The following is a 19,507-nucleotide window of genomic DNA, read 5'->3' as shown; positions in this document are numbered from 1 at the left end:
CGTCACTTCTTCAGCATCTGCTTCATCTGCGCCATGAAGTCGTCGACGTTCGACTTCTCGATCACCTTGCCGGGCACGATGATGATGCCGTTGGCCGGCACACCCGACTTGTCGCCCTCAACGACCTTCGCCATCAGCTTCATGCCCTGATAGCCCCATTCGAACGGCTGCTGCACCACCGTGCCCTCGATCGCGCCGTCCTTCACGCCGCCGAGCGTGATCGGATCCTCGTCGAAGCCGATGATCTTGATCTTGCCGAGCTTGCCGGCTTCCTTCAGCACCTCGTAGATGCGCGGTGTGTTGTAGGAGTAGAAGCCGACCAGGCAGCTCACATCGGGCATCGCCGCCAGGATGTCCTCGACATTGCGCTTGGCCCGGGTCTGGTCGATCTCGTCGCCGCGGACATCGACCAGCTCGACCTTCGACCCCTTGATCGTCTCCTTCACGCCCTCGATGCGCTCGCGCGCATTGTCTGCGCCGAGCAGACCGACGAAGCCGACGCACTTGCCGCCGTTCGGCAGCGCCTTCAGCATCAGCTTGCCGGCATCCTTGCCGAGTTCGGTGTTGGAGGAGCCGATATAGGCGATGCGCTTCGATTGCGGCGCGTCGCTGTCGGTGGTGAAGAGCACCGTCTGTGCCGCGATCTTGTCGAGGTGCTCGGTCTGGTTCTTCGGATCGACGGCGCTCACCATGATTCCGGCGGCGCCGGCCGCGACGAGGTCATCCAGCATCCGCTGCTGCACGGCGGCGGCCGCCTGCTCGGGATATTTGAGCTGCAGGTTGTAGTTGGGCAGCTCGCCCTGCGCCTTCTTCACGCCGGCCTCGGCGATCTTCCAGAAGTCGGACGCGCCGTTGACGACGAAGGCGAGGACCTTCTTGTCGGCCGCTCCCGCCGAGCCCACACCGAGCGCCATCGCCAACAGAGCAGACGCGCCGACCATCCAAAGACGCTTCATCAAACCCCTCCCATGTCAGCCGGCCTGCTTGATGCGACCGGCGTTTTGTACTCATTGAAGACACGTTCCGCGCCCGGGACGAGGCCTGCACCCGCACGGCACCGCAGGTCTCGACGTGAACTCGACAAAACCCGAGGCGCACGGGCGTCGCCAAAATCGACGTCACCCCTCGAGTCGTGAAGATGTCGTGTGAGACTTACCGCGCCGCGTACCGAGCCGCCGCTTTCCTCCCGAGAGCCTCATCGTCGTGGAACCTTTATGAGGCACGCACCTCAAGGTAGCATGATCGTGACAGCTCCGCAACAAAGCCGCTGAAGAAAGCAGATCGTGCTATGTTCTGCGATGCAATATCGCTCCATCGCGATGAACCAAGCGGCGAACATTTGACGCGACGCAACCGGCGCCGATTCAGAATCGAGGAGCGCACCTCTTTCCGAACGCGCATGCCGCATGGCGCGCGCCACCCGAATCCCGACGGCCGCCCAACCGGCGGGAACGCGGCGTGCGCCCTCGCCTACTCGCCGTCGCGAAGCCGCCGATACACCGCGCCGAGAATATTCGAATAGTCGTCGGTCCAGACCCGCTCGCCGTCGGTCGGCTCGGTCTCGGTCCACTTGTCCGAGGAGGCGAGCTTGCCGACATCGGCATCGTCGCGCGCGCTGACGACGACGTCGGTCGGGAAGATGTACTCGTCGTCGCGGCCGGAGTCCTCATTGTAGACCCAGCTCTTCAGGTCGTTGGCGTCGGCGATGCCGACCACGACGCTCTCCAGCTCCAGATGGCGATTGGAGACGTGCATCACGACAGCGCCCTGCGGCGCCAGCTTCGCCTTGTAGATCGCCATCGCCTCCTCCGTCGCGAGGTGGATCGGAATCGCATCAGACGAATAGGCGTCGACAATGATCAGATCGTAGACGCCGTCCGGCTCCTTGGCGAAGGTCAGCCGGGCATCGCCGATGACCGGCTTGAAGTCCGGCGCGCAGCTCTTGATGTAGCTGAAATATTTCGGATCGCTGGCGGTGTCGACCATGGTCTGGTCGATCTCGAAGTAATTCCAGCTCTCGCCGGGCTGGGCCGCGCAGGTCAGCGTGCCCGCGCCGACGCCGATCACGGCGACCTTGAGCGGCGCGCCCTTGCGCTCCCGGATCGCGGTGATGGCGCGGCCGATGCCGCCGTCCTTGTGATAGTAGGTGATCGGCTCGGGCCGCCCCGTCACCTTGGAGCCGTCGGCGTTGAGATATTTCTGCGCGCCGTGGATGGTCGTGCCGTGCATCAGCACGTGATAGTGCCCGTCCGATGTCACCACGATCTTGTGCACGCCGAAGAAGCTGCGCACCGTTTCGACGCGGCCGTCATCGGCCGGATAGGCGCGGATCAGGACGAGCGCGAGTGCGGCCGTCGCGAACACCTTCCAGCGGCCGCCGTTCAGCAGCAGAGCGAGCAGCGCGGCGAGCACGCCCACGGCGCCCGCGACATAGACGCGGTGGTCCTCGAGATAGGTCGTGACCTTGCCGGTCATGCCTGAAGGCACCAGCAGCGCGACCGCAATGACCGCGAGCAGGAGCCAGTACCAGCGCGTGAGCCCGGGCAGGCGCTCATTGGCAGCCGGGCGGCACAACGCCGCCAGCGCCAGCAGGATCGGATACTCGGCGACCCAGGAGAAGGTGAACGGCGCGATCAGCCCGGCGAACAGGCCACCGACCATGCCGCCGAACGACAGCGCGACATAGAACCCGGTGAGATACTTGGCCGGCGGGCGCGTGCGCGCGAGCTCGCCATGGCAGGCCATGGCGATGATGAAGAAGCAGAGCTGATGACCGCCGAGCGTGAGCGCGAGATTTTGTTCGCCGCCGAAGGCGAGCAGCACGATCACGCCGGCGATCGCCAGCGGCTGCAGCGCCAGCATCCATTTGTGCGGCAGCAGCGGCCGCGACTGGAACACCAGCACCCAGGTGAGCAGATAGAGCGACAGCGGCAGCACCCACAGCAAGGGCGCGGCCGCGACGTCGGTGGAGATGTGCGCGGTCACCGCGATCAGCAGGCCCGAGGGCACCGCGGCCAGGAATATCCAGCGCAGGCGCAGCAGCCAGCGTGGCGCCGGGGCATGGCTGTCCTCGGTGTGCAGCAGGCTCGCGACGATCACCGGCGACCGCAGCAGCAGGACGCCGCAGCCGGCGATCAGCGCGATCAGGAGGCCATAGCCGCCGGTCCAGATCAGGTTCTGCATGCGCAGGCTGAAGATCGGCTCGATCAGCAGCGGATAGGACAGCAGCGCCAGGAAGCTGCCGATGTTCGACGACGCATAGAGGAAGTACGGGTCGGGCGCGGCTGGATGGCCCGTGCGTACGAACCACGCCTGCAGCAGCGGATTGTTGGCGGCGAGCGCGAAGAACGGCAGGCCGATCGACACGGTGAACAGGCCGAGCAGCCACAGCCCGTAGCCCGAGGTCGGCGGGTTGCCCCAACTGCTCGCGATCGACAACGGCAGCGTCAGCAGAGCGAAACCGAGCAGCAGCAGATGAATCGCGATCGGCAGCACCCGGCTGGGCAACTGGGTGAGAAAATGCGCATAGGCATAACCCGCCAGCAGCAGGGTCTGGAAGAACACCATCGCCACCGACCACACCGCCGGCGAGCCGCCGAGCCGCGGCAGCACCATCTTGGTGAACAGCGGCTGCACCGAGAACAGCAGCAGCGCGCTGACGAAAATGGCGGCGGTATAGACGACGAGCACCAGCCGGTTGCGTGCGGCGGAGGGCTGAGCGACGGCGGCGGGCGAGGCGATTGAGGTCATGACAACTCCGGCAGCAGCGCGGCCGGCATCAGATGCCGAGGCCGGACCGCGATGAGCAGACGAGACATAGCGGATCGCAGGGCGGTATGGCGAGGAGCTGAGGCAAAATGGAGTTTTCCTTGACGTCGCAGCCTTCCGGCGCGACAGCACCAGCCGAGGTTCCCGGTGCGGGTGATTAAACAGGGCTTTTTGAAGCTGACATGAATGAAACCGACGTCATCATCATCGGCGCTGGCCACAACGGCCTGACCTGTGCGGCCTATCTCGCCATGGCGGGCCTGCGCGTGCATGTGGTCGAGCGCCGCAAGGTGGTCGGCGGCGCCGCGGTGACGGAGGAGTTTCATCCGGGCTTCCGCAACTCCGTCGCGTCCTACACGGTGAGCCTGCTCAATCCGCGCGTCGTCTCCGACCTGAAGCTGCATGAGCACGGGCTCGAGATCGTCGAGCGCCGGGCGCAGAACTTCCTGCCGTCGCCGGACGGTCGCTATCTGCTGACGGGCGAGGGTCGCACGCTGGCGTCGGTTGCGCGGCTGAGCCCGCGGGACGCCGACGCGATCGGCCCGTTCTCGGCCCGGCTCGAGGCGATCGCGGACGTGCTGCGCAGCCTCGTGCTGCGGGCGCCGCCGAACCTGGTCGCCCAGTTCGGGCTATCGGCGATCCGCGAGGCGTTCAACGCGCTCGGCACCGCCAACACGTTGCGCGCGCTGTCGCTGGAGCAGCAGCGCGACCTGCTCGACCTGTTCACGCGCTCGGCCGGCGAGATGCTCGACGAGATCTTCGAGACCGACCTGGTGAAGGCGCTGTTCGGCTTCGATGCCATCGTCGGCAACTATGCCAGTCCCTACGCCGCCGGCTCGGCCTATGTGATGCTGCATCACGCCTTCGGCGAGGTGAACGGCAAGAAGGGCGTCTGGGGCCATGCGATCGGCGGGATGGGGGCGATCACGCAGGCGATGGCCGGGTGCCTGAAGGAACTGGGCACGCTGGTCGAGCTCGAGGCCGGCGTGCGCGAGGTGATCGTCGAGCGTGACCGCGCCGTCGGCGTCGTGCTCGAGGATGGCCGCACCATCCGCGCCCGCCACGTCGTCGCCAACGTGAACCCGAAGCTGCTCTACACGCGCCTGGTGCCGGCCGGCGCCGTGCCCGAGCCGTTCCTGAACCGCATCCGGAACTGGCGCTGCGGTTCGGGCACGTTCCGCATGAACGTGGCGCTCGACCGGCTGCCCTCGTTCAGCGCGCTGCCGGGCGACGGCGACCATCTCTCCGCCGGAATCATCCTCGGCCCGAGCCTCGGCTACATGGACCAGGCCTATCTCGATGCGCGCGCGCATGGCTGGAGCCGCGATCCCGTGGTCGAGCTGCTGATCCCGTCCACACTCGACCCGACGCTGGCGCCGGCAGGCCGGCACGTCGCCAGCCTGTTTTGCCAGCATGTCGCGCCCGAGCTGCCGGACGGCCGCTCCTGGGACAATCACCGCGACGAGGTTGCCGACCTCATGATCGCGACCGTGGACCGCTATGCGCCGGGCTTTGCCGCCAGCGTGCTCGGCCGGCAGGTGCTGTCACCGCTCGATCTCGAACGCCAGTTCGGACTGATCGGGGGCGACATCTTTCACGGCGCGCTGACCTTGAACCAGTTGTTCTCGGCCCGCCCCATGCTCGGCCACGCCGACTATCGCTCGCCGCTGAAGGGGCTCTACCATTGCGGCTCGGGCAGCCACCCCGGCGGCGGCGTCACCGGTGCCCCCGGCCACAATGCGGCCCAGGCGATCCTGGCGGACTATCGCGCTCTGTTCGGCTGAGGATAAGGGGTGGAAAGGCGGCGGACGTCCGTGTGGACAAGCTGAGGACGCACTGTGGATCGACTGCCAAACAATCAGTGCACGGCCGTGTGGATATGCTGTGGACCCGGCGGTTGATATGGCCTCAAGCAGAAAAACCGGGCGCAGGGCCCGGTTCTTCGAGAACGCCGCGTCGGGCGGATTACTTCAGGGACGTGTTGATCGAGTCGAACTTGCTGCTGAGCGAGCTGCCCAGGCCGTTGACGGCGGCGATGATCGCCAGCGAGATGCCGGCTGCGATCAGGCCGTATTCGATGGCGGTGGCGCCGGATTCATCACGCAAGAACTTCGACAGAATGGACTTCATCTGAACCTCGTTTCCCAACCCAGGAACCGAGGATCATCCGGTTCCCATGGCGGGAACATTAGGGGCCGAGACCCTAAAGTCGGGATAATCCCCCCAGGTCAAGTTGCAGAGATTCTTCGCTGCAATTGAACCTCAACTTTTATTCGGATCAGGAAAGGCATTATACAACCGCTGGATGCGCAGATCCGGCAGAATTGCGGTCCTATCGCTTGCGTTGGCAGGCAATTCCCTTAACCACGCCGTCAAATCTCGCCAGGATCCACCTTGATGACCTCAACGACTACGCCCGCCACCCACAAGGCCAGCTTCACGGTTGCCGATGAAGCGACCGCCCGCCCGGCGGTCGACGTCCTGACCGAGGTGTTCTTCGAGGGGGACGCGGCGGTTGCGGCGTTCGAGCGTCCGGACGGACGCTGGGACGTCACGGTGCATTTTGCCGATCCGCCCGACCAAGCGCTGGTGCGCGAGCTCGTCGGCGGGGCGGCGGGCGCCGACGTGGCCCGGACCCTGACGTTCGAGGTCGTCGAGGCCAAGGACTGGGTCAAGGCCAGCCTGGACGACCTCGTTCCGGTCCCGGCCGGTCGTTTCATGGTCCACGGCAGCCACGACCGTGCCCGCGTGCCCGGCAACAAGCTCGGAATCGAGATCGAGGCGGCGCTCGCCTTCGGCACCGGCCATCACGGCACCACCCGGGGCTGCCTGCTGCTGCTCGATCACGTGCTCAAGACGCGCGCGCCGCGGCGCGTGCTGGATCTCGGCACCGGAACCGGCGTGCTCGCCATTGCCGCCGCCAAGGCAACGCGCCGGTCCGTGCTGGCGAGCGACATTGATGCGCCCTCGGTCATGGTGGCGCGGGAAAACGCCCGGCTCAACGGCGCCGGCCCCCTGGTCCAGGTGATCCGGGCCACCGGCTTCGCCGCCGCGGAATTTGCCGAAGCCGGCCCGTTCGACCTGGTGCTGGCGAATATCCTGGCCAACCCACTGCGCCAGCTGGCTGCGCCGATGCAGCGCCACCTCGCGCCGGGGGCCTTCGTGATCCTGTCGGGCCTGTTGACCCCGCAAGCACGCGCCGTCCGCGCCGCCTATCGTGCCCGCGGCCTGGTTCCGATCCGGCATTTGAGAATCGAGGGATGGAGCAGCCTGTTGCTGCAGAAGCAGCAGTGAGGCGGATCAGCTCACGGCATGGATCGAACCTGCACGCTGGGTGCGGCAAGTTCGCGATTACGTCTTCGGCTGGCTCTGCTGCGAGGTGGAGTCGGACTGATTACGCGGGGCACGTCGACCGCGCGGCGCGACGAGACGATTGACGAGATCCGCCAGCGCGCTGCGCGGCTTCTCGGCCGGTGCGGACGCCGGTCCGCTCGGCGCGGGCGCCGATAATTTTTCGAAGGTAAAAGCAGGCATCGTGCATCCCCTCGCCGTTGAGTTGAGGCACTCCCCGGATCATGCGACCGTGGATGATCTTTACGATCGTGGTCGTCACGTCCATACGTTTCCTCGCCGCACCTCTTTCGGATGACTGGCATGCGACAGCAAATCTTTTTGCACAGGCGAATGCAAGGAGATTCTTCGTGCACTGCACTGTCTGCTGAAGGAGTATTCGCCGACGCGGCAGGATTCACTTCTAAAGTATGAGACCGATGTTCGAAGCTCTGTTCCAGACGTTCGAAGAACCCGAAACCGGCGTGGCACTGACCGCGCGGCTCGCCGCGCTCCGCGAAGAGCTGGCCAGACGCAAGCTCGCCGGCTTCATCGTGCCGCGCGCCGACCAGCAGCAGAACGAATATGTGCCACCCTCGGAGGAGAGGCTGGCGTGGCTGACCGGCTTCACCGGCTCGGCCGGCCTTGCGATCGTGCTGTCGCAGGCGGCCGCGATCTTCGTCGACGGCCGCTATACGCTGCAGGCCGGCAAGCAGGTCGACGGCAAGGCCTGGATGGTGGAATCACTGATCGAGCCGCCGCCGGAGAGCTGGCTGACGCGCCATTTGCAGAGCGGCGACCGCGTCGGCTTCGATCCGTGGCTGCATACAACGGCCGCGGCCGAACGACTGGCCGCCGCCTGCGCCAAGGCCGGCGCGGAGCTGGTTCCGGTCGAGCGCAACCCGGTCGACAGCATCTGGACCGAACGGCCGCTGCCGCCGCTCGGCGCCGTCGCCATCCACGGCGCGGAATTGTCCGGCGAGAGCGAGGCCGACAAGCTCGGCCGGATCCGCCAGGAGATCGAGCGCCTCGGCGTCGAGGCGCTCGTCCTGTCCGATTCCCACAACGTCGCCTGGACCTTCAACATCCGCGGCGCCGACGTCTCGCACACGCCGCTGCCGCTGTCCTATGCGTTGGTGCCGAAGACCGGACGCCCGACGATCTTCATCGATTCCCGCAAGCTCTCGAACCTGACGCGCGATCATCTCGAGCAGAGCGCCGAGGTGGCGGAGCCGGACGCGCTGACACCGCGCCTGTCCGAGCTCGCGCAATCCGGCGCGGCCGTCGCGCTCGACAGCGCCACGGCCGCCGATGCCCTGACGCGCCTGATTCAGGGCGCCGGCGGCAAGGCGGTGCGCGGCGCCGATCCGGTCAGCCTGCTCAAGGCCGCCAAGAATGCGGTCGAGATCGACGGCACGCGGCGCGCCCATCAGCGCGATGCGGTCGCGCTGGCCCGCTTTCTCGCCTTCATCGATCGCGAGGCGCCGAAGGGCTCGTTGACCGAGATCGATGCGGTCGAGGCGCTGGAGAGCTTTCGCCGCGACACCGGCGCGCTCAAGGATGTGTCGTTCCCGACCATCTCGGGCACCGGTCCCAACGGCGCCATCGTGCACTATCGCGTCACCCGCAAGAGCAACCGCCGCATCATGCCGGGCGATCTGCTGCTGATCGATTCCGGCGCGCAATATCAGGACGGCACCACCGACGTCACCCGCACGATCGCCGTGGGCGCGCCGACCGAGGAGATGCGCGATCGCTTCACCCGCGTGCTGCGCGGCCACCTTGCGATCGCGCGCGCGATCTTCCCCGACGGCACCACCGGCGCCCAGCTCGACACCCTGGCGCGGCAGTTCCTGTGGCAGGCCGGCATCGATTTCGAGCACGGCACCGGCCACGGCGTCGGCAGCTATCTGTCGGTGCACGAGGGACCCGCGCGGATTTCGAAGCTCGGCACCACGCCGCTGAAGCGCGGCATGATCCTGTCCAACGAGCCCGGCTACTACAAGACCGACGCGTTCGGCATCCGCATCGAGAACCTCGAGCTGGTGGTGGCGAAGGACGTCGCGGGCGCGGAGAAGCCGATGAACGGCTTCGAGGCGCTGACCCTGGCGCCGATCGACCGGCGCCTGATCGAGGTCGCGATGCTGAGCGCCGAGGAACGCGCGTGGCTCGACGCCTATCATGCCCGGGTCAGGGACGCCGTCCGAGCGGCGCTCGACGACGGCGACCAGCGCTGGCTCGATCAGGCGACAGCGCCACTGTAGTCAGCCGTACGGTCCGGCTGCGCGCCGTCCCGCTGCCTGCATGGGCGCATGCCGAAACAGGCATTTCCGCGAAATGGAAGGCCGCTACAGTCGGGGCGTTCACTTGATTTGAGCGGCACCATGCATGGAATGATCAGCAGACCGCCTGGAGCGGCGCCACCGCGCGCCGTTCCGTCGCGCACGATGCTGGTCCTGCTGGTCGTGATGACCGGGCTGGCGCCGATCTCGCTATACCTGCTGGTGCCGGCCCTGCCGCTGCTCGCGACCACGTTCGGGCGCGACGCCTCCGTCGTGCAGATGACGGTGTCGTTCTACATGGCCGGCATCGCGATCTCGCAGCTGCTGCTCGGGCCGCTCTCCGACCGCTTCGGCCGCCGCCCCGTGATGCTTGCAGGGCTCGTGCTGTCGATCGTCGCGAGCGTCAGCTGCATCTTCGCCGACACCCTGGCCCAGCTGATCGCGGCGCGCTTCTTCCAGGCGCTCGGCGGCGCCAGCGGCATGGTGATCAGCCGCGCCATCATCCGAGATCTCTATCCGCGCGAGCGCATCGGCGCGATGATCAGCCTCGTCGTCGCGGTCATGATGATCGCGCAGATGCTGTCGCCGCTGACCGGCGGCCTGATCGAGATCGCGTTCGGCTGGCACGCCATCTTCTACGTCGTCGCCGCGCTGTCGGTCGTGATCGCGACCGCCGTGACCATGGCGCTGCCGGAGACCCGCCCTGCCCGCGTCGAGGGCGCGAGCTTCCGTCGCGACGTCGCCATGCTGGTGAAGAGCCGCGCCTTCCTCGGCTATATGCTGTGCCAGGTGCTGGCCTCGCAGATCATCTTCGCCTTCGCCGGCGGCGGGCCGTATATCGTCGAGGTGCAGATGGGCCGTTCCTCGGCGGAGTATGGCGCGTGGTTTGCGACCACCGGCTTCGCCTATTTCGTCGGCAACCTGTTCTGCGTGCGCTACGCGCCGCGCCATTCGCTCGATCGGCTGATCTGGTTCGGCCTGGGGCTGCAGCTTACCAGCGCCGCGCTGAACTTCACGTGGAGCCTGTTCGGCTTCAACCAGGTACCTTCGGTGCTGTTCGGCACGCAGATGCTGCTGATGTTCGCCAATGCCGCCGTGATGGCGAACTCCGCCGCCGGCGCGATCAGCGTCCGGCCCGGCGCGGCGGGCACCGCCTCCGGCGCGATGGGGTTCCTGCAGATGGGCGTGGGCGCGCTGACGTCGCAGCTCGGCGCCTATCTCGGCGGCCACTACGCAACGACGCTGCCGCTGACGTCGGCGATGCTCATGTTGTCGCTGGCCTGCGCCTGCAGCATGATCTTTCTGGTTCCTCGCACGCAGATGAAGGTGACGAAGGAGCTGATCGAGACGGCGGAAGAGGATGAGGCCGGGGTGATGTGAAGGGCGGCGTGAGGACCGTACGCCCCCACGCCGCTCTCGGGGGCTTACCCGCGTAGGCGCCGCGACCTGCACAGCCTCGCGAACAAGCGGTGTCATGCCCCGCGAAGGCGGGCATTATTCCGAGGCGCCTCGATCCAACCACTGCGGCCTCTGAAATACTGCATCATCCGCTTTCGCGGATGATGCCAGTTGTGGTGCCACAACCACCTTCTGCACCAGACGAGCGCGCGAGCTACTCCCCGATCAGTTGCAGCCACTCGTCCTCGGTCAGCACCTGGACGCCGTGCTTCTGTGCGTCCTTCAGCTTTGAGCCCGCGCCGGGACCGGCGACGACGTAGTCCGTCTTCTTCGACACCGAGCCCGATACTTTCGCACCGAGCCGCTCGGCGGTCGCCTTGGCCTCGTCGCGCGTCATCTTTTCCAGCGTGCCGGTGAACACCACCGTCTTGGTCGCGATCGGCGAATTGCGCTTCGGCTTCTCCGCGTCGAGGATCTTCACCTCTTTCGTCAGCCGCTCGACGATACCGCGATTGTGGTCCTCGCCGAAATAGGCGGCGACGCTCTTGATCACGGTGTCGCCGATCTGGTCGAGCGCATCCATCTCCGCGATCGCCTCCTCGTCGCCGCTGGCGACTTTGAGACAGGCTTCGTGGAACGCATCCCATGAGCCGTAGCCGCGCGCGAGCGCCAGCGCCGTGGTCTCGCCGACATGGCGCATGCCAAGCGCGTAGATGAAGCGCTCCAGCGCGATCTCGCGCCGGGCGTCGATGGCATTGAAGAGATTGCGCACCGAGGTCTCGCCATAGCCCTCGACCTCCTCGAGCTTCAGCCTGGCGTTGCGCGCGGCCAGCGTGAAGATGTCGGCGGGCTCCTTGACCCAGCCCTGGTCGAAGAAGAACTGGATCTGCTTCTCGCCGAGACCGTCGATATCGAAAGCGCGGCGCGAGGCGAACAGCTTGAGGTGCTCGATCTTCTGGAACGGACAGGCGAACTCGCCGGTGCAGCGGGCGCGCGAGCCCTCCTCGCCGGTCGCGATCTCCTCGCGGACGACGTCGGTGTGCAGCGGGCACGGGCATTTCTTCGGGAAATGGAATTCCTTGGCGTGCTTCGGCCGCTTGTCGATGAGGACGTCGACCACCTGGGGGATGACGTCGCCGGCGCGCTGGATCACCACGGTGTCGCCGATCCGGATGTCGCGGCCTTCGCGCAACACTTCGCCCTTGTTGCCGATGCCCTTGATGTAGTCCTCATTGTGCAGCGTCACATTCTGCACGATGACGCCGCCGACGCCGACCGGCTCCAGCTTGCCGACCGGCGTGAACGAGCCGGTGCGGCCGACCTGGATCTCGATGTCCTTGAGCACGGTCATGGCGCGCTCGGCCGGAAACTTGTGGGCAATGCCCCAGCGCGGCGTGCGCGAGACGAAGCCGAGCCGCTCCTGCCAGTCGATGCGGTCGACCTTGTAGACGACGCCGTCGATGTCGTAGTCGAGCTCGGCGCGCTGCTCCTCGATGTGACGATGGAACGCGATCAGTTCCTCCACCGAGTGGCAGAGCCTCGTGAGCGGGTTGGTCGTGAAGCCGCAGCGTTCGAACCATTTGATCATGCCGCTTTGCGTCTCCGCCGGCATCGCGCTCATCTCGCCCCAGGCGTAGGCAAAGAAGCCCAGGGGACGCGAGGCGGTGATGGTCGGATCCTTTTGCCGCAGCGAGCCGGCGGCGGAGTTGCGCGGGTTGGCGAAGATGGTGTCGCCCGCTTCCTTCTGGCGCTCGTTGAGCGCGAGGAAGGCCTGCTTGGTCATGTAGACCTCGCCGCGGACCTCGCAGATGTCGGGCAGGTTGCGGCCGTGCAGCCTGTGCGGCACGTCCTTCAAGGTGCGGATGTTGGCGGTGACGTCCTCGCCCTCGGCGCCGTCGCCGCGGGTCGCGGCGGTTACCAGCTCACCGCCCTCGTAGCGCAGCGACATCGACAGCCCGTCGATCTTCGGCTCGGCCGAGAAATCGATGCGATCGTCGGCAAGCTTGAGGAAGCGCGCAATGCGGCCGACGAAGTCGCGCACGTCCTCCTCCGCGAAGGCGTTGTCGAGCGACAGCATCGGCACCGTGTGCCGCACTTTCTTGAACCGGCCGGAGGGCGCAGCGCCGACCTTCTGCGACGGCGACTCGCTGCTGACGAGCTCAGGGAAACGCTTTTCGATCGCATTGAAGCGGCGACGCAGCTCGTCGTAGGCGGCGTCCGAGATCTTCGGCGCGTCATCCTGATAATAGAGCCTGTCGTGGGTCTCGAGCTCCAGCGCCAGCCGCTTCCATTCCACCTTGGCCTGAGCCTTGGTGAGATCGGCGACGTCGACGGGCTGCTTCGGTTTTGCTGTCTTGGGCATGCGTATGATCTGCTCGTCATTGCGGGACGACCCGGAGGCCGTCCCGAAACGACGGTGTACACAATGCGCGCGCCGGAGCCAAAGCGTTCGGCCGTTCCGTTTCCAGCTACGCCGCCGCAGCCTCCAGCAGCCGGTCGGCGGCGGCGCGGGCCTCGGCGGTGACCTCGGCGCCGGCCAGCATGCGGGCGATCTCCTCGCGCCGGTGCAGGGTGGCGAGCGTGTTGACCCGGGTGACGACGCGCTTGCCGCGGTCCAGCGCGTCCTTTGAGATCAACAGATGCTGGTCCGCCCGGGCCGCGACCTGCGGCGCATGGGTCACGGCCATCACCTGAACCCCGTGCGCGAGCCGCGCCAGCCGGGCGCCGATGGCGTCGGCGACCGCGCCGCCGACGCCGGTGTCGATCTCGTCGAACACCAAGGTCGGCGCCGAGCCGCGGTCGGACAGCACGACCTTGAGCGCCAGCAGGAACCGCGACAGCTCGCCGCCGGAGGCGACCTTCATCATCGGGCCCGGCCGCGTGCCCGGGTTGGTCTGAACCCAGAACTCGACACGGTCGATGCCTTCCGGCCCCGGCGCCTCGGCGTCGCTGTCGACCTGGGTCATGAACTTGGCCCGCTCGAGCTTGAGCGGGGCGAGCTCCGCATGGACGGCCCGGTTCAGCTTCTCGGCCGACTTGGTCCGCGCTGCCGACAGCTTGGCCGCCGCGGCGGCATAGCGCCCATCGGCTGCCGCCGCCGCTGCTTCCAGCTTCTTCAGCTGCTCGGCGCCGGCATCGATCAGGACGACGTCGGCGGCATATTTGGCAGCCAAGGCAGCCAGACCGTCCACCGGCGTCGAATATTTGCGCGCGGCCGCGCGCAGCGCGAACAACCGCTCCTCGATGCGCTCCAGCTCCAGCGGATCGAAATCGGTGGCCGCGAGTGCCACCGTCAGATGCTGATCGGCCTCCTCCAGGGCGTTGATCGCCGAATCGATCGCCTTGACCGCCGGGTCGACCAGCGCGGGCGAGCTGACCGCGCGGCGCTCCAACCGGCGGACCGCCGCGGCTAGCGCGGCGATCGGCGACTGGTTGCCGCTGACGGCATCCTGCGCGTCGCGCAGATCGCCCGCGATCTTCTCGCCCTGCATCATCGCCGTGCGGCGGGCGGCGAGCTGCGTCTCCTCGCCCTCCTTCGGCGCCAGCTTCTTCAGCTCGTCCGAGGCATGCCGCAGATAATCGGCCTCGCGGGCCGCGCGCTCCATGCTCGCCCGATGCTCGTCGAGCGCCGTGACCGCAGTCCGGCGCGCTGCCCACAGCGCTTCCACCGCGGCGACGTCCTTCTCCAGGCCCGCAAAGGCATCCAGCAGCCGGCGGTGGGTGGCGGCGTCGACCAGCGCACGTTCGTCATGCTGGCCGTGGATTTCGACCAGTGTGGCGCCGATCGCCTTCAGCGTCTGCACGCTGACCGACTGGTCGTTGATGAAGGCGCGGGTGCGGCCATCGCCGAACTGAACGCGGCGCAGGATCATCTCGCCATCGGCATCCAGGCCGTTGGCAGCGAGGATCCGGGCGGCCGGATGATCCTTGCCGATCTCGAACACGGCCGTGACCTGCCCCTGGTCGGCGCCATGGCGCACTAGGCTGGCGTCGCCGCGGCCGCCGAGAGCCAATGCAAACGCATCGAGCAGGATCGACTTTCCGGCTCCGGTCTCGCCGGTCAGCACCGCAAGTCCATTCGAGAATTCGAGATCGAGTCGTTCGATCAGGACGATGTCACGGATCGACAGTCGCGCCAGCATGGAACCGAAGTCCTTCGTAACGGGGCGGAACGCCCCTGAGCGAACGACTCGATGCTAGCAGCAAAAAGAGAACAAAACAAGAATATAGAACAAAGCCAGATCAGACGAGTGATCCGGCCGATCGCTCAGCCCAGGCCGAGCTTCTTGAAGGCGCGCGAGATGTAGGAGCCCTTGTTCTCCTCGGGCTCGACGCCGCCCGACTTCACGAGATTATAGGCGTCCTTGTACCACTTGCTGTCGGGGAAATTGTGCCCGAGCACGGCCGCCGCGGTCTGCGCTTCGCCGACGATACCGATCGTCATGTAGGCCTCGGTCAAGCGATACAGCGCTTCCTCGACGTGCCGCGTGGTCTGGTACTGCGTCACGACAGCCTTGAAGCGGTTGATGGCGGCGGTGTAGTCGCGCTTCTGCATGTAATAGCGGCCGACATCCATCTCCTTGCCGGCGAGCTGATCGCGGGCGCCCTCCAGCTTGGCCTTGGCATTGGTGGCGTATTCGGATGTCGGATATTTACGCACCACCTCTTCGAGGGAGGCGATGGCCTTCTCGGTGCGGCCCTGGTCGCGGCTGATGTCCGGGATCTGGTCGTAATGCGAGGCGGCGATCAGGTACTGCGCATAGGCCGCGTCCGGGCTGCCCGGGTGCAGGGTCACGTAGCGGGTGGCGGCGCCGATGCAGCCGTCGTAGTCGCCGGCCTGATAGGAGGCGTAAGCCGACATCAGCAGCGATTTGCGGGCCCAGTCGGAATAAGGATGCTGGCGATCGACCTCCTCGAACTTCTTGGTCGCGCCTTTGACGTCCTTCTTCTCATTCATCAGGTACAAGCCCTCATTGTAGAGCTTGTCCGCGGGCTCATCGACGAAGGTGTCGTCCTTGGCCAGGAATTTGTCCCAGAGTCCGCCCGTTCCGCAGCCGCTCAGAGGCAGCGCCAGCAGGATCAGCGATGCGGCGAGCCTAAGCCGGCCGATGCTTGCTGCGGGATGACGGAGGTCGCGCGTGAGACGCTGTATCGACATGCTTCTTTGGAACCCGATGCCTGTGATCTGATCTACGCCGCGCACCATGAAGGTCGCTTCATGACCGCGAGGGAAGAGCCCCGCCGGTGGCACGCATCACGCGGCCCCGGCCTCTCTAGCCGAAAACACTTCATCAACCAACCGCATAGGAAGCCAATCCGCCCGGATTAAGGCAACACCGAGGCTGCCGCCACGCATCATGGTTACCGCTGAAGAAGCCGTTGGAAAACATCGAAATGCCGAGGGTCCAGCCGCTGAGAAGGACGCGGCCGGCAACAAACATTGACAAAAAAGCAGACGGAAAAATCTGAACCACGCCGAAAGCAAAGCTCCCGGCGATGTCGCGCGTTGCGTAGGTCAGCCGACGGAATCAGCCGATCGGGACGCCGCCGCTCAGGACACGTCCGGGCCGTAGGCCGGGGCGACCATGCCACCGACCATGCCGCCGACGACCTCCGCGGCCACGCGGGGACGACGCACGGTCTCGCCTTCGACGATCCGCCAAGCGGTGCGATCGGCCATCAGAGCAGTCAGCACCGCATGGTTGAGCTTGTGACCGCCACGGACCGAACGATAGGTTCCGAGCATCGGCAGGCCGGCCAGCGCCAGATCGCCGATCGCGTCCAGCACCTTGTGGCGGGCGCATTCGTCGGCGTAGCGCAGACCTTCGGGATTGAGCAGGCGGTCCTCGTCGAACACCAGCGTGTTGTCGAAGGAGGAACCGAGCGCGAAGCCGGCGCTCCACAGCCGCGACACGTCGCTCATGCAGCCGAAGGTGCGGGCGCGGGCGATCTCGCGGCGGAAGCGCTCGGGGCTGAGTTCGAAATGATAGGCTTGGCGGCCGATCACGGGGTTGGTGAAATCGATTTCAGCTTCGACCCGGAAGCCGGAGCTGTTCGGACGCAGCTCGCCCGTGGAGGCACCCATGGTCACCTGGACCGGCTTGAGCACCTGAAGGTAGCGCCGCGGGGCCGACTGATTGACGATTCCGGCCTGGTCGATGGCAGCGACGAACGGCGCAGCGCTGCCGTCCATGATCGGAACCTCGGGGCCGTCGACCTCGATCAGGGCGTTGTCGACACCCATGCCGCGCAGCGCGGCGAGCACATGCTCGGCAGTGGACACCAGCGCACCGTGGCGGTCACCGAGCACCGTCGCCAACTCGGTGGCGATCACCGAGCCGAAGGACGCCTGGACCTCGCGGTCAGCGCCATCGAGGCCGGTGCGGAGGAACACGATTCCCGCATCGATCGGCGCAGGCCCGATCGTCAGGCTGACAGGCGCGCCAGAGTGGACGCCTACACCGGTGACGGTGGCTTGCGAACGAAGCGTTGTTTGCCGGCTGAATTTCATCGACGATCGCCCAAGACCCCGCCTGATCCCTTATCGGCCGCCCCTCGCGAACCGACTCAGTTTCAGGCATCCCCAAGTCACGGCAGAACTTAACGAGAGCCCCAAAGAGCGCCAACTCACGCTTCTTTACGGATTGTTACCCCATCTCTGCCGTATTCGCGCCAACCCTTAACCAAACTGGAACGTGGCCTTAACCCTCCTGGTTCCCGATCTAAACACCGAAAGAATAATTAATCATTTAAAATCAGTTAGTTGAACGGCGATCAACGAGCCCCGGACAGCCATGGAAAAGGCCCGGCTCTCGCGAGCCGGGCCTGTTCAGCACCATCAGGGCTGTAACAATTCTCAGGTGGCCTGCCGGCGCAGGAAGGCCGGGATATCCAAATGGTCATCTCCCTGTGGCGCCGGGGACACAGGCGCGGGACGGCCATGGACGTCCAGACCCTGGGGTGCGGGACGGCGGGCATATTCCGAGACAGGCGATTCGTGGCTCGCAACCTGCTGAGCAACGTTCCGCTGCGGCTTCCGTTCCGGCAGCGGCGGCATCTGCGGCATGGCAGGACCCGCGGTCCGCACCGGCAGCGGCGGCTCGGCATCCTCGTCGCGGCGGCCGAGACCGACATTGGCGAGACGCTGCAGCAGCGACATCCGGGTCTTCTGCGGATGCTCATCGCCCTCGTCGCCGCGCGCCTGCCGGATCTCGGCCTGGGCCGGCATCGGCAGGTCCTCGAACTTCGGCATGCGCGGCGCGCGCGACGGAACCCGCTCCGCGGCCTGCGGGATGAACGTCTCCGGCGGGGCCGCCGGCTCGATCGGGGCCGCGCGCTGCGCCTCCGGTTCCGGGAACAGCGACGGCTTCTGCGCGATCGGGCGCACCGTCACATCGCCATAGGAGGCGGGCTGGACCGGCGCCGACGCGGGCGCGGGCTCGCTGGCCATTGCGGCGGCAACGGCGGCCAGCGTGTCGCGCTCGAGGTTGGGAGCCGGACGCGGCGCAGGCGCCATCGGCGCGGGCGCGGCGACGGCCGGAGCCTGCGACGCCTGCTGCTCGAGCTTGGCGGCGCGTTCAGCCAGGCGCTGATTGTCGGCGCGCAGGCGCGCAGTCAGATCGGCGAGGCGGCTTTCAGGGAGACCCGCGGCAGCGGTCGGGGCGGCGGCAATCGGAGCGACAGCCGCCGCCGGCTGTGCAGTCGTCGTGACGCCGCGGTTGAACTGCGCCTGCTCGATGCCGGTGGCGACCACCGAGACCCGGATCAGCCCGTCGAGCGATTCGTCGAAGGTGGCGCCGACGATGATGTTGGCGTCCTGGTCGACCTCCTCGCGGATGCGGGTCGCAGCTTCGTCGACCTCGAACAGCGTGAGATCCTTGCCGCCGGTGATCGAGATCAACAGGCCACGCGCGCCCTTCATCGAGGAATCGTCGATCAGCGGGTTGGCGATGGCGGCTTCGGCGGCGGTGAGCGCGCGCTTGTCGCCGGAGGCTTCACCGGTGCCCATCATCGCCTTGCCCATCTCGCGCATGACGGCGCGGACGTCGGCGAAGTCGAGGTTGATCAGGCCTTCCTTGACCATCAGGTCGGTGATGCAGGCGACGCCGGAATACAGCACCTGGTCGGCCATCGCGAAGGCGTCGGCGAAGGTGGTCTTCTCGTTGGCGACCCGGAACAGGTTCTGGTTCGGGATGATCAGCAGCGTGTCGACGACCTTGTGCAGCTCGGAGATGCCGGACTCCGCGGTGCGCATGCGGCGCGCGCCTTCGAAGTGGAACGGCTTGGTGACGACGCCCACCGTGAGGATGTTCATCTCGCGCGCGGTCTTGGCAATGACCGGGGCTGCACCGGTGCCGGTTCCGCCACCCATGCCGGCGGTCACGAACACCATGTTGGCGCCCGAGAGATGATCGCGGATCTCGTCGATCACCTCCTGCGCGGCGGCAGCGCCGACGTCCGGCTGCGAGCCGGCGCCCAACCCTTGCGTCACCTGCGTGCCCATCTGGATGATGCGCTGCGCCTTGGACATGGTCAGCGCCTGCGCATCGGTGTTGGCGACGACGAAGTCGACCCCCTGCAGGCCGGCCGTGATCATGTTGTTGACGGCATTGCCGCCCGCGCCGCCGACACCGAACACGGTGATCCGGGGCTTCAGCTCGTGGATATCAGGAGGTGTAATAGTGAGTGCCATGATTGCCTCTCGATCACGCGCGGGTGGGTTCGCCCCG

General features: G+C 66.6%; 12 protein-coding genes. 4 read left to right on the top strand and 8 right to left on the bottom strand.

Going from position 1 to position 19,507, the window contains the following annotated elements:
• Positions 1 to 2: 2 nt before the first annotated feature.
• Positions 3 to 956 (bottom strand): sugar-binding protein, encoded by a 954-nt coding sequence (locus QW845_RS13910; RefSeq protein ID WP_409997908.1) that lies wholly within the window; start codon positions 954 to 956, stop codon positions 3 to 5.
• A gap of 514 nt (positions 957 to 1,470) precedes the next feature.
• Entirely contained in the window at positions 1,471 to 3,750 is a 2,280-nt protein-coding gene (locus QW845_RS13905) for a fused MFS/spermidine synthase (RefSeq protein ID WP_315802131.1), read from the bottom strand.
• Positions 3,751 to 3,950: 200 nt separating this feature from the next.
• On the opposite strand from QW845_RS13905, the gene QW845_RS13900 reads away from it, so the two are divergent.
• Positions 3,951 to 5,552: an NAD(P)/FAD-dependent oxidoreductase gene (locus tag QW845_RS13900; RefSeq protein WP_315802130.1), complete on the top strand. Its 1,602-nt coding sequence runs from the start codon at positions 3,951 to 3,953 to the stop codon at positions 5,550 to 5,552.
• Positions 5,553 to 5,733: 181 nt separating this feature from the next.
• Here the strand turns inward: QW845_RS13900 and QW845_RS13895 are convergent, their stop codons facing one another.
• Complete coding sequence (locus QW845_RS13895) at positions 5,734 to 5,898, bottom strand: Flp family type IVb pilin (RefSeq protein ID WP_315802129.1); 165 nt, start codon at positions 5,896 to 5,898, stop codon at positions 5,734 to 5,736.
• Between the two features lie 267 nt (positions 5,899 to 6,165).
• Here QW845_RS13895 and QW845_RS13890 point away from each other — a divergent pair, with 267 nt between their 5' ends.
• The 3 genes from QW845_RS13890 to QW845_RS13880 all read left to right on the top strand — a co-directional run bounded on the left by QW845_RS13890 (position 6,166) and on the right by QW845_RS13880 (position 10,760).
• Positions 6,166 to 7,062 carry a 50S ribosomal protein L11 methyltransferase gene (locus tag QW845_RS13890; RefSeq protein WP_315802176.1) on the top strand — a complete coding sequence of 299 codons (897 nt, stop codon included), beginning with the start codon at positions 6,166 to 6,168 and terminating at the stop codon, positions 7,060 to 7,062.
• A 476-nt stretch (positions 7,063 to 7,538) separates the two neighbouring features.
• Positions 7,539 to 9,362, top strand: a complete 1,824-nt coding sequence (locus QW845_RS13885) for an aminopeptidase P family protein (protein WP_315802128.1) — start codon at positions 7,539 to 7,541, stop codon at positions 9,360 to 9,362.
• 120 nt (positions 9,363 to 9,482) lie between these two features.
• Positions 9,483 to 10,760 carry a multidrug effflux MFS transporter gene (locus QW845_RS13880; protein WP_315802127.1) on the top strand — a complete coding sequence of 426 codons (1,278 nt, stop codon included), beginning with the start codon at positions 9,483 to 9,485 and terminating at the stop codon, positions 10,758 to 10,760.
• Positions 10,761 to 10,992: 232 nt separating this feature from the next.
• Here QW845_RS13880 and ligA read toward each other — a convergent pair whose 3' ends face one another.
• The 5 genes from ligA to ftsZ all read right to left on the bottom strand — a co-directional run bounded on the left by ligA (position 10,993) and on the right by ftsZ (position 19,470).
• Positions 10,993 to 13,140 carry an NAD-dependent DNA ligase LigA gene (gene ligA / locus QW845_RS13875; RefSeq protein WP_315802126.1) on the bottom strand — a complete coding sequence of 716 codons (2,148 nt, stop codon included), beginning with the start codon at positions 13,138 to 13,140 and terminating at the stop codon, positions 10,993 to 10,995.
• A 106-nt stretch (positions 13,141 to 13,246) separates the two neighbouring features.
• On the bottom strand, positions 13,247 to 14,920 hold the full coding sequence (gene recN / locus QW845_RS13870) for a DNA repair protein RecN (RefSeq protein WP_315802125.1): 1,674 nt from the start codon (positions 14,918 to 14,920) through the stop codon (positions 13,247 to 13,249).
• 125 nt (positions 14,921 to 15,045) lie between these two features.
• Positions 15,046 to 15,936 (bottom strand): outer membrane protein assembly factor BamD, encoded by an 891-nt coding sequence (locus tag QW845_RS13865; RefSeq protein WP_315802124.1) that lies wholly within the window; start codon positions 15,934 to 15,936, stop codon positions 15,046 to 15,048.
• Positions 15,937 to 16,329: 393 nt separating this feature from the next.
• Positions 16,330 to 17,289: a UDP-3-O-acyl-N-acetylglucosamine deacetylase gene (lpxC, locus tag QW845_RS13860; protein ID WP_315802123.1), complete on the bottom strand. Its 960-nt coding sequence runs from the start codon at positions 17,287 to 17,289 to the stop codon at positions 16,330 to 16,332.
• 345 nt (positions 17,290 to 17,634) lie between these two features.
• Positions 17,635 to 19,470 carry a cell division protein FtsZ gene (gene ftsZ, locus QW845_RS13855; RefSeq protein ID WP_315802122.1) on the bottom strand — a complete coding sequence of 612 codons (1,836 nt, stop codon included), beginning with the start codon at positions 19,468 to 19,470 and terminating at the stop codon, positions 17,635 to 17,637.
• Positions 19,471 to 19,507 lie beyond the last annotated feature (37 nt).

Origin of the sequence: Bradyrhizobium sp. SZCCHNS3002, from assembly GCF_032377435.1 — a bacterium.
Lineage (GTDB): Bacteria > Pseudomonadota > Alphaproteobacteria > Rhizobiales > Xanthobacteraceae > Bradyrhizobium.
This window is presented reverse-complemented; position numbering and strand designations above follow the sequence as displayed.

Bases quoted from the DNA above. Each gene is read 5' to 3' on its own strand.
- QW845_RS13865 (WP_315802124.1), bottom strand. From the start codon at position 15,936: ATGTCGATACAGCGTCTCACGCGCGACCTCCGTCATCCCGCAGCAAGC.
- QW845_RS13910 (WP_409997908.1), bottom strand. From the start codon at position 956: ATGAAGCGTCTTTGGATGGTCGGCGCGTCTGCTCTGTTGGCGATGGCG.
- lpxC (WP_315802123.1), bottom strand. From the start codon at position 17,289: ATGAAATTCAGCCGGCAAACAACGCTTCGTTCGCAAGCCACCGTCACC.
- QW845_RS13890 (WP_315802176.1), top strand. From the start codon at position 6,166: ATGACCTCAACGACTACGCCCGCCACCCACAAGGCCAGCTTCACGGTT.
- recN (WP_315802125.1), bottom strand. From the start codon at position 14,920: ATGCTGGCGCGACTGTCGATCCGTGACATCGTCCTGATCGAACGACTC.
- QW845_RS13895 (WP_315802129.1), bottom strand. From the start codon at position 5,898: ATGAAGTCCATTCTGTCGAAGTTCTTGCGTGATGAATCCGGCGCCACC.
- QW845_RS13885 (WP_315802128.1), top strand. From the start codon at position 7,539: ATGTTCGAAGCTCTGTTCCAGACGTTCGAAGAACCCGAAACCGGCGTG.
- ftsZ (WP_315802122.1), bottom strand. From the start codon at position 19,470: ATGGCACTCACTATTACACCTCCTGATATCCACGAGCTGAAGCCCCGG.
- QW845_RS13905 (WP_315802131.1), bottom strand. From the start codon at position 3,750: ATGACCTCAATCGCCTCGCCCGCCGCCGTCGCTCAGCCCTCCGCCGCA.
- QW845_RS13880 (WP_315802127.1), top strand. From the start codon at position 9,483: ATGCATGGAATGATCAGCAGACCGCCTGGAGCGGCGCCACCGCGCGCC.
- ligA (WP_315802126.1), bottom strand. From the start codon at position 13,140: ATGCCCAAGACAGCAAAACCGAAGCAGCCCGTCGACGTCGCCGATCTC.
- QW845_RS13900 (WP_315802130.1), top strand. From the start codon at position 3,951: ATGAATGAAACCGACGTCATCATCATCGGCGCTGGCCACAACGGCCTG.